This is a genomic window from Heliomarina sp. (genome assembly GCF_052826185.1).
Window position 1 is genome coordinate 121,330 of record NZ_JBRBUI010000055.1, and the last position, 14,543, is coordinate 135,872.

Annotated in this window: 11 protein-coding genes and 1 riboswitch; of the genes, 4 read left to right on the forward strand and 7 right to left on the reverse strand. The window is 62.5% G+C overall.

Features of this window, described 5'->3' with window-relative positions; translation table 11 throughout:
• Positions 1 to 831, forward strand: coding sequence for an ABC transporter permease (locus ACU0FH_RS23470; RefSeq protein ID WP_088634620.1), 831 nt, complete (start codon positions 1 to 3; stop codon positions 829 to 831).
• Positions 828 to 2,456, forward strand: coding sequence for an ABC transporter ATP-binding protein (locus ACU0FH_RS23475; protein ID WP_446197117.1), 1,629 nt, complete (start codon positions 828 to 830; stop codon positions 2,454 to 2,456). The genes ACU0FH_RS23470 and ACU0FH_RS23475 overlap by 4 nt, the downstream gene beginning before the upstream one ends.
• 32 nt (positions 2,457 to 2,488) lie before the next feature.
• On the opposite strand, the gene ACU0FH_RS23480 is transcribed toward ACU0FH_RS23475, so the two are convergent.
• The 4 genes from ACU0FH_RS23480 to thiM form a co-directional block, all read right to left on the reverse strand.
• Entirely contained in the window at positions 2,489 to 2,728 is a 240-nt protein-coding gene (locus tag ACU0FH_RS23480; protein ID WP_446197118.1) for a hypothetical protein, read from the reverse strand.
• 171 nt (positions 2,729 to 2,899) lie between these two features.
• On the reverse strand, positions 2,900 to 3,706 hold the full coding sequence (thiD, locus tag ACU0FH_RS23485) for a bifunctional hydroxymethylpyrimidine kinase/phosphomethylpyrimidine kinase (RefSeq protein ID WP_446197119.1): 807 nt from the start codon (positions 3,704 to 3,706) through the stop codon (positions 2,900 to 2,902).
• Positions 3,703 to 4,317: a thiamine phosphate synthase gene (gene thiE, locus ACU0FH_RS23490; RefSeq protein WP_446197120.1), complete on the reverse strand. Its 615-nt coding sequence runs from the start codon at positions 4,315 to 4,317 to the stop codon at positions 3,703 to 3,705. Before thiE ends, thiD begins: the two co-directional genes overlap by 4 nt.
• Positions 4,314 to 5,102 carry a hydroxyethylthiazole kinase gene (thiM, locus tag ACU0FH_RS23495; RefSeq protein ID WP_446197121.1) on the reverse strand — a complete coding sequence of 263 codons (789 nt, stop codon included), beginning with the start codon at positions 5,100 to 5,102 and terminating at the stop codon, positions 4,314 to 4,316. Before thiM ends, thiE begins: the two co-directional genes overlap by 4 nt.
• Before the next feature lie 57 nt (positions 5,103 to 5,159).
• A riboswitch (TPP riboswitch) is annotated at positions 5,160 to 5,254 on the reverse strand.
• A gap of 552 nt (positions 5,255 to 5,806) precedes the next feature.
• On the opposite strand from thiM, the gene ACU0FH_RS23500 reads away from it, so the two are divergent.
• Positions 5,807 to 7,108: a Hint domain-containing protein gene (locus tag ACU0FH_RS23500; protein WP_446197122.1), complete on the forward strand. Its 1,302-nt coding sequence runs from the start codon at positions 5,807 to 5,809 to the stop codon at positions 7,106 to 7,108.
• On the opposite strand, the gene ACU0FH_RS23505 is transcribed toward ACU0FH_RS23500, so the two are convergent.
• Together ACU0FH_RS23505 and ACU0FH_RS23510 are read right to left on the reverse strand one after the other, a co-directional pair.
• Positions 7,105 to 7,716, reverse strand: coding sequence for a nucleotidyltransferase family protein (locus tag ACU0FH_RS23505; protein WP_446197123.1), 612 nt, complete (start codon positions 7,714 to 7,716; stop codon positions 7,105 to 7,107). The genes ACU0FH_RS23500 and ACU0FH_RS23505 overlap by 4 nt on opposite strands.
• A 40-nt stretch (positions 7,717 to 7,756) precedes the next feature.
• Entirely contained in the window at positions 7,757 to 10,174 is a 2,418-nt protein-coding gene (locus ACU0FH_RS23510) for a GcvT family protein (RefSeq protein ID WP_446197124.1), read from the reverse strand.
• Between the two features lie 247 nt (positions 10,175 to 10,421).
• Between ACU0FH_RS23510 and ACU0FH_RS23515 the strand changes: the two genes are divergently transcribed.
• The gene (locus ACU0FH_RS23515) at positions 10,422 to 12,842 is read left to right on the forward strand and encodes a GcvT family protein (RefSeq protein ID WP_446197276.1); all 2,421 of its coding nucleotides are present in this window, start codon (positions 10,422 to 10,424) and stop codon (positions 12,840 to 12,842) included.
• Between the two features lie 57 nt (positions 12,843 to 12,899).
• On the opposite strand, the gene ACU0FH_RS23520 is transcribed toward ACU0FH_RS23515, so the two are convergent.
• Positions 12,900 to 14,531, reverse strand: coding sequence for an acyl-CoA dehydrogenase family protein (locus ACU0FH_RS23520; RefSeq protein ID WP_446197125.1), 1,632 nt, complete (start codon positions 14,529 to 14,531; stop codon positions 12,900 to 12,902).
• Between the last annotated feature and the right edge of the window lie 12 nt (positions 14,532 to 14,543).

Consider the following 14,543-nt stretch of genomic DNA (forward strand, 5'->3'; position numbering starts at 1 on the left):
ATGACATTCTGGAAACTCTTCGCCCGCAACCGCTCGGCGGTGATGGGTCTTGTCATCATCTTCCTCATCATCTTCATGGCCCTGACCGCGCCGCTGTTCTTTCCGGCCGACCCGTTCAGCCTTGCAGGCCAGCCCATGTCGCCTCCGGGCGAAAACGGCTTCCTGCTTGGCAGCGACAGCCTTGGCCGCGACGTGGCCGCCGGTATCGCGCATGGGGCGAAAACCTCGCTACTGATCGGGCTGCTTGCCACGCTCGTCGCGGTTTTCGTCGGCGTCATCATGGGCGCGCTCGCGGGGTATTACGGCGGCTTCATCGACAACCTGCTGATGCGCGCAACCGAGATGTTCCAGACGATCCCGTCCTTCATCTTTGCGATCCTGCTGGTGGCGATCATGAAACCCTCCATCGAAAGCATCGTCATCGCCATCGCGGTTGTGTCATGGCCCGCCGTCGCGCGACTGGTGCGCGGTGAATTCCTGTCGCTTAGGGGGCGTGAATTCGTGCAGGCCTGCCATACCATCGGCATGAACGATATTCGCATCATGCTGGCCGAGATGCTGCCGAACTGCCTGTCGCCGATCATCGTCATCGGCTCGCTCATGGTGGCGACCGCGATCCTGATCGAAAGCGGGCTGGCCTTCCTTGGCCTTGGCGATCCCAATATCATGAGCTGGGGCTTTCAGGTCGGCGCGGGCCGCACCCTCTTGCGCTCGGCATGGTGGGTCTGCACCTTCCCGGGCATCGCGATCCTGCTGACCGTGTTGGCGATCAACCTCGTGGGCGAAGGTCTGAACGACGCCCTGAATCCAAGACTGAGGGAGCGCACATGACCCGGCTTCTCGATATCCGTGACCTTTACGTGGCCCTGCCTGCGGGCGGTCAGCGGGCCCATGCGGTCAAGGCCGCCGACCTGCATCTCGAAGAAAACGAAATCCTCTGCGTGGTGGGGGAATCCGGTTCCGGCAAATCCCTGACGGCCCGCGCGGTGATGGGGCTCTTGCCGAAACCGCATGTGCATATCTCGCAGGGCGAGGTGATGTTCCAGGGCGAGGATCTGGCCAAGGCCAGCGAAGCGCGTCTGCGCCAGATCCGCGGCTCCGACATATCGATGATTTTTCAGGAACCGATGACCGCGCTGAACCCGGTGATGACCATCGGCAACCAGATCGACGAGGTGTTTCGTTTCCACGAAAACATGCCCGGCAAGGAACGCCGTGCCCGCGCGCTGAAACTGCTCGAAGACGTGCATCTGCCCGACCCGGAACAGACGCTCGATGCCTATCCGCACCAGCTTTCCGGTGGTCAGCGGCAGCGGGCGATGATCGCAATGGCGCTGGCGCTCGATCCGAAAATCCTGATTGCGGACGAACCAACCACCGCGCTGGACGTGACCACGCAGGCGCAGGTGCTCAAACTGATCAAGGAGATGCAGGCCGAGCATGGCACCGGCGTTCTGTTCATCACCCATGACTTCGGCGTGGTTGCCGATATCGCCGACCGCGTTGCCGTGATGCAGAACGGTCTGGTGGTCGAAACCGGCACCACCGACGAGGTGCTGCGCAACCCGCAGCACCCCTATACCCAAGGTCTCATGGCGGCGGTGCCAAGCCTTACGCCCCGTGCGGCCCGTGCGCGCTCGGATGAATCCGTGCTGAGCGTCAACAAGCTGGTCAAGACCTACAGCAGCGGTGGCGGTCTGTTCGGCGGCAAGGCCCGCGTGGTCCACGCCGCCAAGGAGGTCACATTCGACCTCGCCCGGGGCGAGACCCTGGGCATCGTCGGTGAATCCGGCTCCGGCAAATCCACCGTGGCCCGCTGTATCGTACGCCTGAACGATGCCGAGGCCGGAGAGATCATGCTTGGCGATACCGATCTGCGCCCGCTGGGCCGCTCCGCCATGCGGGCGCATCGCTCCAAGATCCAGATGGTGTTTCAGGACCCCTTCGCCTCGCTCAACCCGCGCACCAAGGTCGGCAAGATCATTGCGCAGGGGCCGCTGCTCTATGGTGCCTCAACCGAAGAAGCACGGGAGAAGGCGCTCGAACTGCTCGAAATCGTCGGTCTTGACGACCGCGCCTATGATCGTTTCCCGCATGAGTTTTCCGGCGGGCAGCGTCAGCGGATCGGCATCGCCCGCGCCCTTGCACTCGAACCGCAGATACTGGTGGCGGATGAACCTGTCTCGGCGCTCGACGTGTCGATCCAGGCGCAGATCCTCGAACTGCTCGACAGTATCCGTGACCGGATGAACCTGTCGATGATCTTCATCACCCATGACCTGCGGGTGGCGGCACAGGTCTGTGACCGGATCGCGGTAATGCGGCGCGGTGAAGTGGTCGAGATTGGCGCGACCGAAGGTATCTTCGCCAATCCGCAGCACGAATATACCCGCGATCTGCTCTCGGCCGTGCCGGGCAAGGGATGGTTCGCCTCGGAAACCGCCGTCGCAAGCTAAGGCGCAGGGGTCGGCACGCGCGGCCAGCCCCGTCAGCCGCTCGCAAACGCAAGCAGTTGCTCGACCTCGGCCAAGGCGGCATCCATCGCCTCGGCCAGAGCCTCTACCGGCAGGGAAATCTCATCCGGTCCATCCGGATCGATCACTGCCGTGCCGGCGCTTACGGTGATCTCCAGCACATCGCCGGATAGCCGGTGGCGGTAGAGCACCGATTTGCCGTCCCGCAGTTCCGCCGCTCCGTCGCGCAAGAGCGACCTCGTCGAAAATGTCATCGACAAGGATCAGCGCGTCCTGCGTCAGGAACTCCACCCCGCCATTCGCGCTCTCGATCCGTCCGGCACTCCGGCGCAGCTCGGCATCTTTCAGCGGGTCAGCCGCATAAGGCAATTGCTGATCCCCCTTCACAATCAGAACAGTCCGGTCAGCGACCTGTTTTGCATGGTTCATTCGGGATTGAAGGGGAAAGCGTGGAAATGGTTCACCGGCCCGTGGCCCTTTCCGACTTCCAGAAGGCCGGAATGGGCGATGGCCTGGGCGGTATAGGTCTTGGCATTGCGCGCAGCCTCACCAAGCAGGCGTCCATGGCCCAGCTCGCAGGCCAGCGCCGATGACAGGGTGCATCCGGTACCATGCGTATTGTGCGTCACATAGCGCGGTCCGCCCAGATCCAGATGCATATCCGCCGACAACAGCAGATCCGGCGACTCCGGCTGATCCAGGTGCCCGCCCTTGAGCAGCACAGCTCGCGGCCCCAGCGCCAGCAGGTCCACCGCCTGCCGCCGCATGTCCTCAAGGTTCACCGCCTCGTCACAATCCAGCAGGTCGGCGGCTTCGGGCAGGTTCGGGGTAATGACAGTGGCGCGTGGCAACAGCCGGTCGCGCAGCGCTGCGACCGCGTCGGCCTGCAGCAAGCGGTCGCCGCCCTTGGCCACCATCACAGGGTCAAGCACCACTGGGGCTTCAAGCCCCTCCAACGCTTCAAGAACCGCCTCGATAATCGCGGCCGAGCCGAGCATGCCGATCTTGACCGCATCCACCCGGATGTCATCCCGGATCGTTTTGATCTGCGCGGCGACCATCGCGGGCGGCACCAGTTCGACGGCGCTGACCCCTTTGGTGTTTTGCGCGGTCAGCCCGGTCAGCGCCGCCATCGCATAGCCACCGCGCGCCGAGATCGCCTTGATGTCAGACTGGATACCGGCACCGCCGGAGGGATCGGACCCGGCGATGGAAAGAATATTGGGAATCATAGTGCGCTCCATTCCTGCATCAGCTCCCGTGTTGCGGCCTCGGGGTCATCGGCCCGCGTGACCGCGCTCACCACCGCCATGCCCACGGCACCGGCCTGTTTCAGTGCTGCCGCATCGCCTGTGCCAAGACCGCCGATGGCGACAACCGGGCAGGGCGCAAGGCCCACGATCTCCGCCAGCCCGTCAAACCCGATGGGCGGCGCATGGTCGGGTTTGCTGGGGTTCGCCCGAACCGGCCCCGAGCCGATGTAATCGAGCGCCAACCCGTCCAGCGCCGCGCACTGACCTGCGTTCTCGATGGAAAGACCCAGGATCATCTCAGGCCCGATCCGGTCTCGTATCCGCGCCGGATCGCCATCGCTTTGCCCGATGTGCAGCCCGTCGACGCCAAGCGCGCAGGCGAGCTCGACCCGATCATTCAAGATCAGCTTTGTGCCGCTGCCCGAGAGAATTTCCGCCAGTTCCCGGGCCAGCTCGGCAAAGGCCGCATCGGCGGCCTCCTTGTCGCGCAGCTGCACGGCCCATGCGCCACCCCGCATAGCGGCTCGCGCCTGATCGGGAACCGAAATCGCCGCCTCCGCATCAGTCACGACGTAAACCGGCCCGATCATGCGGCGGTGATCCTTGCGCCCTTGGTGGCCTCCTCCGGGCTCAGCCCGTACAGCGCGTCCAGAAAGGCGACCTGAAAACTGCCCGGTCCCTTGGCGGTCCGCCCGGCAATCTCTCCGGCCAGCCCATAGCAGGCCAGCGCCGCCGCCGTCGCCTCGAGCACGGGCTGATCAACGCAAAAGGCCGCGATCACCCCGTTCAGCGAACAGCCCATGACGGTAATCCGGCCCATCATTTCATGCCCGTTTTCAACGCGATAGCCGCGCGTTCCGTCCGTTACGTAATCGACGGGGCCAGACACGGCGACAACGCCGCCAGTGCGCTTCGCCAACTGCCGCGCAGCTTCTTCGGCATCAGACACCGCATCCCCGGCATCGACGCCGCGCGCGGCACTCTCAAGGCCCGCGAGCGTCAGGATCTCAGAGGCATTGCCGCGGATCACGGTCGGTTTCAGACCGATCAGCCGGTTCGACAGATCCCGGCGAAACGTGGTTGCCGCGACGCCGACCGGGTCCATCACCCAGGGGCGACCATTGTCGGCCATTACGGTGCCGGCCTCCTCCATCGCTGCGCCCCATTCCGGGTCGGCGGTGCCGATGTTAACGGTCAGCGCCTGCGCCAGCCCGGCGAATTCGGCCACCTCGACGCGGGCATGAACCATCGCGGTCGACGCCCCGACGGCAAGCAGCACATTCGCCATGACATTCATGGCAACGAAATTGGTGATGTTATGGACCAGCGGCGCGGTCTCGCGCATCTGGGCAAGGTAAGCTCCGGTATCGTGCATCGTCTCTCCTCGCCGGGGAGGAGATCAAAACCGCAACATCGAACCGAGAAACCGGCGGGCTGAGGTTTTGCAACTTCCTCCGCCGGCATGATCCGGTTCAGGTTCAAAGGGTGCTTCTCAGCCCGCAGATGCGGACGCCCCTGTCGCAGCCCTATGCATCGGGCAGAGACCCCTTCTTGTCAACCGGCGATCACGGCACCTGTTTCATCGTGCGCCGCCTTTACGCGATCTGAACTTGGCAGGCATTGTCTTTTCCCTGGCCGCTCGAACATCCCTTGTGACTAACGCTTGTCGTGCCGTTTCGACCAGTGAATCCGGGTGAGGGAGTGCACAGGGGGTGTACAGATGTCATACGCTTTGTGCACGGGTGGTGCCACCTAAGGTTGTTAACCAATATGCTGAAATTGCTCAGTTTTTGAACGGTGTGGGCCGGTTATGGGTAAGAAGACATTGAAAACTCGGGAAAACCAGAAAAAGCCATATTCCTTTCCCAAAATCGATGTAGTTGCAGCGTTAACACGCATCATCGCAAGCCCGTGAGGACGGCAAGAAAAGGTAAATTTACCTTTCTCTGTTACCTCTCCGCGGCTTCACCCCGATCACCGTCATATCGGATGATCGCTGCCAGAACGGCGAAAAGCGAACGAAACTAGGGCCACGAGCGTCAGGCGTCGCGGCACATAAACCATGACGGCTAAGTAACGATGAGCAGCGATCCGGAAGACGATACACCCCAGTTCAAGCAGGGCACTGCCGGCAATGACACGATCACCGGCGGCAATGCTGGCGACTCTCTGCACGGAGAGGCGGGCGACGACACCATTCACGGCAACGGCGGGGCCGACGCCGTGTATGGGGGGGCCGGAAAAGATACGGTCTATGGCGGCGACGGCGGCGATGCGATCTATGGCCAATCCGGTGATGATACCCTTCACGGCGAAGGCGGCAATGATGCCATCTACGGAGGATCGGGCCGCGATACCATGTACGGCGGTGATGGTGATGATGCCCTCTATGGGGAGGACGGGGATGACACCATCTATGGTGGTTCGGGAAACGACACCATCTATGCAGGCAACGGCTATGACAAGATCTACGGCGGCGCGGGCAACGACACGATCTATGGAGGCGGCGATAACGATACGCTCGACGGGGGGGACGGTGCGGACACGATCGTAATCTCTTTTGGCGAAACCACCAATTTCAACACGACCGTCAAGGGCGGCTCTGGCGGTGACGACAACGATACGCTTGATATCTCCAACCTGATCGAGGACGGTTGGAACGTCACAGGCTGGGTGAAAAATCCGGAAAGCAACGGGATGGATGGCTATAACGGCCAGATCACCCTGCAGCGCGGCGACCAATGGGCCAATATAAACTACGAGGATATCGAGAATTTCCAGACCGAGGTTGTCTGTTTCACGCCCGGCAGCCTGATTTCAACCATGCGGGGCCCGCGTCCGGTGGAAACCCTTGTGCCCGGCGATCTTGTTTACACCCGTGATAACGGCCCGCAACCGCTGCGCTGGATCGGCCAGCGACAGCTCAACGCAGCCGAGCTTCGGACCGCGCCCTCCTTCGCGCCGGTGATGATCCGCAAGGATGCTTTTGGCCCGGGCTGTCCCGAGCGCGACATGATGGTCAGCCCCAATCACCGTATGCTGGTCGAATCAGGCGAGGCACAGCTGATGTTCGGCGAGGATGAGGTGCTGGTGCCTTCCAAGCACCTTGTCGGTGCACCGGGTGTATCTCGCCGGAGTCCGGGGGCGGTGACCTATATTCACCTGATGTTCGACAACCACGAAATTATCCGCTCCGACGGGGTGTGGAGCGAAAGTTTCCAACCCGCCAGCCGCACCATGGGGGCGATGGGCCGCGATCAGCAGAACGAGATCGAAGCGTTGTTCCCCGAGCTTGCAACCGCCTCTGGTCTCGACGGCTACCGTGCCGCACGGCTTTCGCTCAAGCGGCACGAGGCGGTACTGCTCCGCGCCTGCGCCTAACGGTCCGGGTTCTCGCGGCGCCACGCGGCCCAGTCCTCGGGCGTATCAAGATCGCGCCTCGCATGCTGACCCGGCAGGGGTACAAGGGCGATTGAATCCGCGTTCTGCGCAACGACTTCACGTCCGCCGCTGTCCCCCGTCAGGCGGGTCAGCTCGGGGAACAGCGGGGCAGCGAAGATGATGGGATGACCCTGTTTTCCCTCTTCGGTCATGCCGCGAATGATACTGGATTCCTGATTGGAAACAGCGGCCTGTATGACGTCGTTAAGGTCGCTCTCGGTCAATTCCGGCAGGTCCGCAAGCAGGACCATCGCTCTTTCTGTTCCTTCGGGCAATGCCGCGAATCCCGCGCGTATCGAAGCGTTCATACCTTCTTCAGGATTTGGAACCACAATCAGCGATACGTCCATTCCCTCCAGTTCGCCGTACCGGGCATGGGGCGGCGGTGGCAGGGTGACCAGAACAGGCCCCATCGTCACCCGCCGCGCCATCTCGGCCTGTCGTCGCAAAAGGCTCATACCATCGACGGGCTCAAGCAGCTTGTCGCGCCCGCGCATCCGCGCAGCGGCCCCGGCAGCAAGAAGGATGATCGGCAGATCAGGTTTCATGGCTCGGGTGTAAGCGCCCCGTATAAGACGGTCCAGTCCCTCAGCCGCGCATCCTTGCCCCGTCCGCGTCGAAAAGCGGGGTGGTGATCAGTTTCGCGGGGCACATCTGCCCTAGGATCTCGATTTCCACCGCCAGCCCTTCGGCAATCCTTTCCGTCGGCAGGAACCCGAGCGCGATCGATTTGCCCGCGAAATGCGAATACCCGCCCGAGGTGCAGAACCCCTGAACCGACCCATCCAGCCAGATCGGTTCATAGCCCTGCACATCGGCATCCTCGGCCTCGACCTCAAAAGCCACAAGCTGACGGGCCGCACCATTGTCACGTTCTTCCTCTGCAGGTTTTCTACCAATAAAATCAGTATCTTTTTTGAAGGAGATGAAGCGATCCAACCCGGTTTCGGCGGCCGTATAATCCGGGGAAAACTCGCTGAGCCACGACCCAAAGAACTTGTCGAGCCGCAGCGACATCATCGCCCGCATCCCAAAAGGCACCATGCCGTGTTTCTGACCCTCGGCCCAAAGCGTCTTCCAAAGCTGCCGCTGCGCCATCGGATCGCAATAGATCTCATAGCCAAGGTCGCCGGTATAGCTCACGCGCTGCACCAGACAGTCGGTCATGCCAATGGTCATCGGGCGCACATCGAGGAACTTGAAATCAGAGATGTCGGCACGAGTGCAGGCCGCCAGTACATCGCGCGCTTTCGGTCCGGCGATCTGAAATCCGTTCCGTTTATCGGAGATATTCTCGATGGTTACGCCATCAACCTCATGCTGTTTGAACCAGCGGAAATGATAAGCCTGCGATCCATAGGACGCGGTCAGCTGGAACCGGTCCTCGGCGAGGCAAGAGACGGTGAAATCGCCGATCAGCCGCCCCTTGGGCGACAGCATCGGGGTCAGGCTGATCCGTCCCGGCTGCGGAATACGGCCCGCCATGATTCGGTTGAGCCAGTCCCGCGCGCCCGCGCCGGTGACGAGGTATTTGCCAAAGTTGTGGACCTCATTGATGCCGACACCGTTGCGCACGCCCATGACTTCGCGCGCCGTGGCCTCAAAGGCGTCCGAGCGGCGGAACGAGGGCGTTTCATAAGCAGGTTCAGTGCCTTGCGCGAAATAGTTCACCACTTCCAGTCCGAATTGCTGGCCCCAGACCGCGCCCATTTCGGTAAAGATGTCATACATCGGCGTGGTCCGGTTGGGCCGTGCGGCAGGCAGTTCCTCGTTCGGGTAAGAGACCGAGAACCGTTTCTGGTAGTTCTCGATCACCTTGGGCCGCGTATACCCGGGGCTGATCCAGTCGCCAAAGCGGGCCACGTCCATCGCAAAGGTATCGCGTTCGCATTCGCCTTCGATCATCCACTGGGCAAGCATCAGGCCGACACCGCCGCCCTGGCTGAACCCGGCCATGACGCCGCAGGCCGACCAGTAGTTCTGCAGCCCCGGTACCGGCCCGACCAGCGGGTTGCCATCGGGCGCAAAGGTGAATGGCCCATGGATAACCGATTTGACTCCGGCGGTTTCCAGCACCGGAAAGCGCTTATAGGCGAAGGCGATGGAATCCTCGATCTTGTCGAAATCGTCGGGCAGCAACTCATGCCCGAAATTCCACGGCGTGCCATCCACGGCCCAAGGAAGGCAGGGCTGTTCATAGAACCCGATGCAAAGGCCGCGACCTTCCTGCCGAAGATAGCTTTCGCCCGCCGGGTCCATCACGTGGGGATGCTCGCCGCCGGCGTCGATCATCTCGGCGATCTGAGGGATTTCCTCGGTGACCAGATACTGGTGCTCCATCGGGTGCAGCGGCAGGTAAACCCCTGCCATGGCACCCACTTCGCGCGCCCAGAGCCCGCCTGCGTTGACCACGTGTTCCGCGTGGATCGTGCCCTTGTCGGTCACCACGTCCCATGTGCCATCGGGGCGCAGGTTGGTCTCATTCACCATGCAATGGGTTTCGATCGTCGCGCCCCCCATCCGCGCGGCCTTGGCATAGGCGTGGGTGGTGCCCGAGGGGTCGAGGTGCCCGTCAAGCGGATCATACAGCGCGCCGAGGATGCCATCGGTATTGGTGATGGGGGCAATCTTCTTGATTTCTTCTGGGGTGACGATCTCTGTCTCAAGGCCCATAAACCGGTGCTTGGCCCGTTCCGCCAGCAGCATATCGAACCGGTCGCGGTTGTCGGCCAAGGTGATCCCGCCCACATGGTGCAGCCCGCAGGACATGCCGGTGATCTCTTCGAGTTCCTTGTAAAGGCGGATTGTATAGCCTTGAAGCGCCGCCATGTTGGTGTCGCCGTTCAGCGTGTGAAACCCGCCCGCCGCGTGCCATGTGGACCCCGAGGTCAGATCGGAGCGTTCCAGCAGCATCACATCGGACCAGCCGAGTTTGGTCAGGTGGTACAACACGGAACAGCCGACAACGCCGCCGCCGATCACGACAACTCGGGTGGTGGTTTTCATGGTTTACGCCTCATTCTTTCTTTGGGCTTAAACTCGCGACGGGGCTGGTGAACCGCTAGTCACTTTGCGACAAAATCCGTCGTCTTTGAATTTTCAATGGTAAGACGAACCCTACAAAGATCCTGTCAGAAAGAGCGCTACTTTTCGTGCTGCCTTGTCTCAAAGCGACGGGCAAAGTCGCTAAATGGCATATGTTCCGCAATTCAGCGCCTCATGTTGGGCGCAAACCGGCAATGAAGGCAGCATGATGAAGACCCACGCACAGGCAGTAGTTATCGGGGGCGGCGTGATCGGATGCTCCATTCTGTATCATCTCGCCAAGCTTGGATGGACGGATGTTGTCCTCTTGGAACGGGACGAGCTGACATCGGGCTCAACATGGCATGCGGCGGCGAATATTCACGGTCTGCATGACAATACCAATATCTCGCGCCTGCAATATTACACCATGAACCTCTACGAGGAGCTCGAGCGCGAAACCGGGCAGGGCTGCGGGGTGTTCCGCTCGGGGTATCTTTACCTTGCGCAGACCGAGGCGCGGGAACATCAACTGCGGCTTCAGGCCGCCAAGGCCAAGAACTACGGGTTCGATTTCGCCGAGATTTCGCGGGACGAGGCCGAGCGCCTGCACCCGCTGGTCGATTTTAACGGCATCCGCTGTATCATGCTGGAACCCGAAGCGGGCAAGGTGGATCCGTCCGGCGTGACCATGGCCTATGCGGCCGGGGCGCGGCAGCGCGGTGCGGAGATCCACCGCCACACGCCTGTCACCGCGACCGAACAGCAACCGGACGGAAGCTGGATCGTGCGCACCCCCAAGGGCGATATCCATACGCAATGGGTGGTGAATGCCGCCGGTCTCTGGGGGCGCGAAGTCGCCGCGTTGGCGGGGCTGACCCTGCCTTTGCAACCGACCGAGCATCAGTATTTCGTGACGGAACGCATCCCCGAGATCGCGGCGATGGGGCGGCTCTTGCCCTCGGTTGCGGATCGCGACGGCGAATACTATCTGCGGCACGAGGGCGACGGGCTGCTCATCGGCGCCTATGAAAAGGACATGCGGTTCTGGGCCGAAGACGGCACGCCGCAGGATTTCGGCCATGACCTGTTCCCCGACGATCTGGAACGTATCGAACCGAACGTGATGCGTGCGATCGACCGGGTGCCGGTGGCGGGCACGGCGGGGATCAAGCGGGTCATCAATGGGCCGATGATCTGGTCGCCGGATTCCAATGTGCTTTTTGGTCCGGTGCCTGAGTTGAGCAACTATTTCTGCTGCAACGGGATTATCCCGGGCTTTTCCCAGTCCGGCGGCATGGGGCTGATGGCGGCGCAATGGATGATCGAGGGAGAGATGCAGTATGATCTTTTCCCATGGGATATCGCGCGCTTCGGGTCATGGGCTGACAAAGCGTTCACCAAGGCAAAGGTGCAAGAGGTCTATACCACCCGTTTCGCGATCCATTTCCCGAACGAGGAACGCCCGGCCGGTCGGCCTGTACGCACCCGCCCCGTTTACGACATGCAAAAACAGATGGGGGCGGTGTTCGGCCTGAACTACGGCTGGGAACACCCGCAATGGTTCGCCTCTGAACCGGGCGTGACGGAAACCGCAGGGTTCAAGCGTCAGAACTGGTGGGAACCAGTTGGCGCCGAGGCGCGGATGCTGCGGGAAAAGGCCGGGATCATCGATATCTCGAACTTTGCCAAGTATCGCTGCAAAGGCCCGGGGGCCGAGGATTGGCTGAACGCGGTGTTTGCCAACAACATGCCGCGCGAGGTCGGGCGGTCCTGCCTTGCGCCGCTGATCGGCAAACGCGGCGGGATCGCCGGGGATTTCACCGTGACCCGGCTGGGCGAAGACGAATTCTGGGTGATCGGCTCGGGCATGGCCGAACGGTTTCACCAGCGGTTTTTCAAGCAGGTGCCGCTACCCGAAGGCACGGTCTTCGAGAGCCTGACCGAGGCCGTCTGCGGTTTCAACGTGGCCGGTCCCCTGTCGCGGGATCTGTTGCAGGGGTTGACCAACAGCTCTCTGGCAACAAAGGATTTCCCGTTCATGCGCTCGGCGCGGATCACGCTGGCCGGGGTCGATTGTGTTGCATTGCGGGTCTCCTTCACCGGCGATCTCGGGTGGGAGCTGCATTGCGCCGAAAGCGATCAGGTGAGGCTCTACGAGGCGCTGCTTGAAGCGGGGCGCGGCATCGGGGCCGGGCCGGTCGGGGCACGTGCGCTGATGAGCCTTCGGCTGGAAAAGGGCTATGGGTCCTGGGGACGTGAGTACAGCCCCGAGTACTGGCCACAGGAGGTCGGGCTGTCGCGGCTGTGCAAGATGGACAAGGATTTCCTGAACCGCGACGCGCTGGCCGAGATCATGGACAAGCCCGCGCGCGAGAGCCTTGTGATCCTTGCGCTGGAAGAGGCAGATGTCATGGCGTCTGGCGCCGATGCCACCGGCGGAGAACCGGTGTTTCGCGATGGTGTCGGGATCGGGCGGGTCAGCTCGGGCGGTTACGGCTATGGGGTGAATATGTCCCTCGCGCTTGCCAGCCTGCGCGATCCGAAGCCCGGTGAGCAGGTCGAGGTGATGGTGCTGGGCCAGCCGCATCGCGCAACGGTACTGGAAAAGCCGCCTTTCGATCCCGATGGACTTCGCCTGCGGGCCTGAGGGTAGGGGGCCAGCCCCCTCTTGGCCCATTCGGGCCAATTCACCCCCGGGATATTTTTAACCCAAAGAAGGGGATAGCCGGTCCAGGACGGCCTTGTGGTCGATGCCGGGCAGGGCGCCGGTGATCTGGCCGCGGTCGCGGTCGAGCCGGGTGGCAACATAGGCATCGGAGATCGCGGCGGGGGCGGTTCGGATCAGCGTCGCGGCGGTGAGCATCTGGGCGGTATCCTCGGCGAACCAGCGGGCGGTGGATTCCTCGTGGTGGGAGGCCCAGCGGGAAGTGTAGGTTTTCAGGGCCTTGTCGTATTGACTGTTCTGACCGGTTGCGCCCCGCAGTTCGGCGATCATCACGTCGCGGGCGAGCGGGTCGCGCTCGAGGCTGCGCAGAATGTCGAGGCAGATCACGTTGCCGGAACCTTCCCAGATGCCGTTGAGCGGGGCCTCGCGGTAGTAGAGGGGCATGGGCGTGTCTTCGACATAGCCCATGCCGCCCAGCGCCTCCATCGCCTCGTAGGTGACCTGCGGGCAGCGCTTGTTGCCGAGGAACTTGGCAAGCGCGACCGCGATACGGGCAAAGGCGCGGTCTTCAGGAGTGGTACCGTCGAAAGCATGGGCTGTGCGCAGGCCGAGCGCGAGCGTGCCTTCGACATCGAGGGCGAGATCGGCCAGTACCGTGCGCATCAGCGGCTGGTCGATAAGGCGACGCTGGAAGGCGCTGCGGTGGATGGCCCAGTGATGGGCCTCGGCGAGCGCACCGCGCATCAAGCCTGCGGGAGCCATTGCGGTGTCGAGCCGGGTGTGGTGCACCATTTCGATAATGGTGCGCACGCCCTTGCCAGTCTCGCCCAGCTGGTAGGCGAGCGTGTCGGTGAATTCGATTTCCGAGGAGGCGTTGGACTTGTTGCCCAGCTTGTCCTTGAGGCGCTGGATGTTGATCGCATTGCGTTCGCCTTCGAGCCAGCGGGGGACGAGAAAGCAGGTCAGGCCGTCCGGCGTTTGAGCGAGCGTCAGGAACCCGTCGGACATCGGCGCGGAGCAGAACCATTTGTGGCCCGTCAGCCGCCAGTGATCGCCATCCTGCCGGGCCTGCGTGGTATTGGAACGCACATCCGATCCGCCCTGTTTCTCGGTCATCGCCATGCCAAGCGTCGCGCTTGCTTTTGCGCTGACGGGTTGTTGCGATGGGTCATAGGCGCGGGCGGTCAGTTTCGGTCGCCATTCGGCCGCAAGGCTTTCCGAGGCGGCGAGGGCCGGGGTGGCGGCATAGGTCATCGTCAAGGGGCAGCAATGGCCCGGTTCGACCTGGCTGGCGACATAGACCATCGCGGCATGAGTGAGGTGACCGCCGGGTTTACCCTCCCAGGCGCAGGCGGCATAGCCGGCACTTTGACTGAGGGTCAGGAACCGATGGTAGGCGGGGTGGAAATGGACCTCGTCGATGCGGCGGCCTCCGGCATCGAATTGCACCAGCTCGGGGGGATGACGGTTGGCGTCGCGGGCGGCGCGGCGCATTTCATCCGTGCCGAGCGCGGCGCCATAGGCGGCCAGCGGCGGTGTGCGCGCGTCGTAATGGGCGATTGCCTCGCGCAAGGGGAGGTCGCTGGTCCAGAGATCGACATCGCCCCGGGGGGAAGGCTGGTTCTGGACTTCGTGGGTGCTCAGCGTACTGCGCGGCTCGGAATATGTCATGGTGTCCTCCTT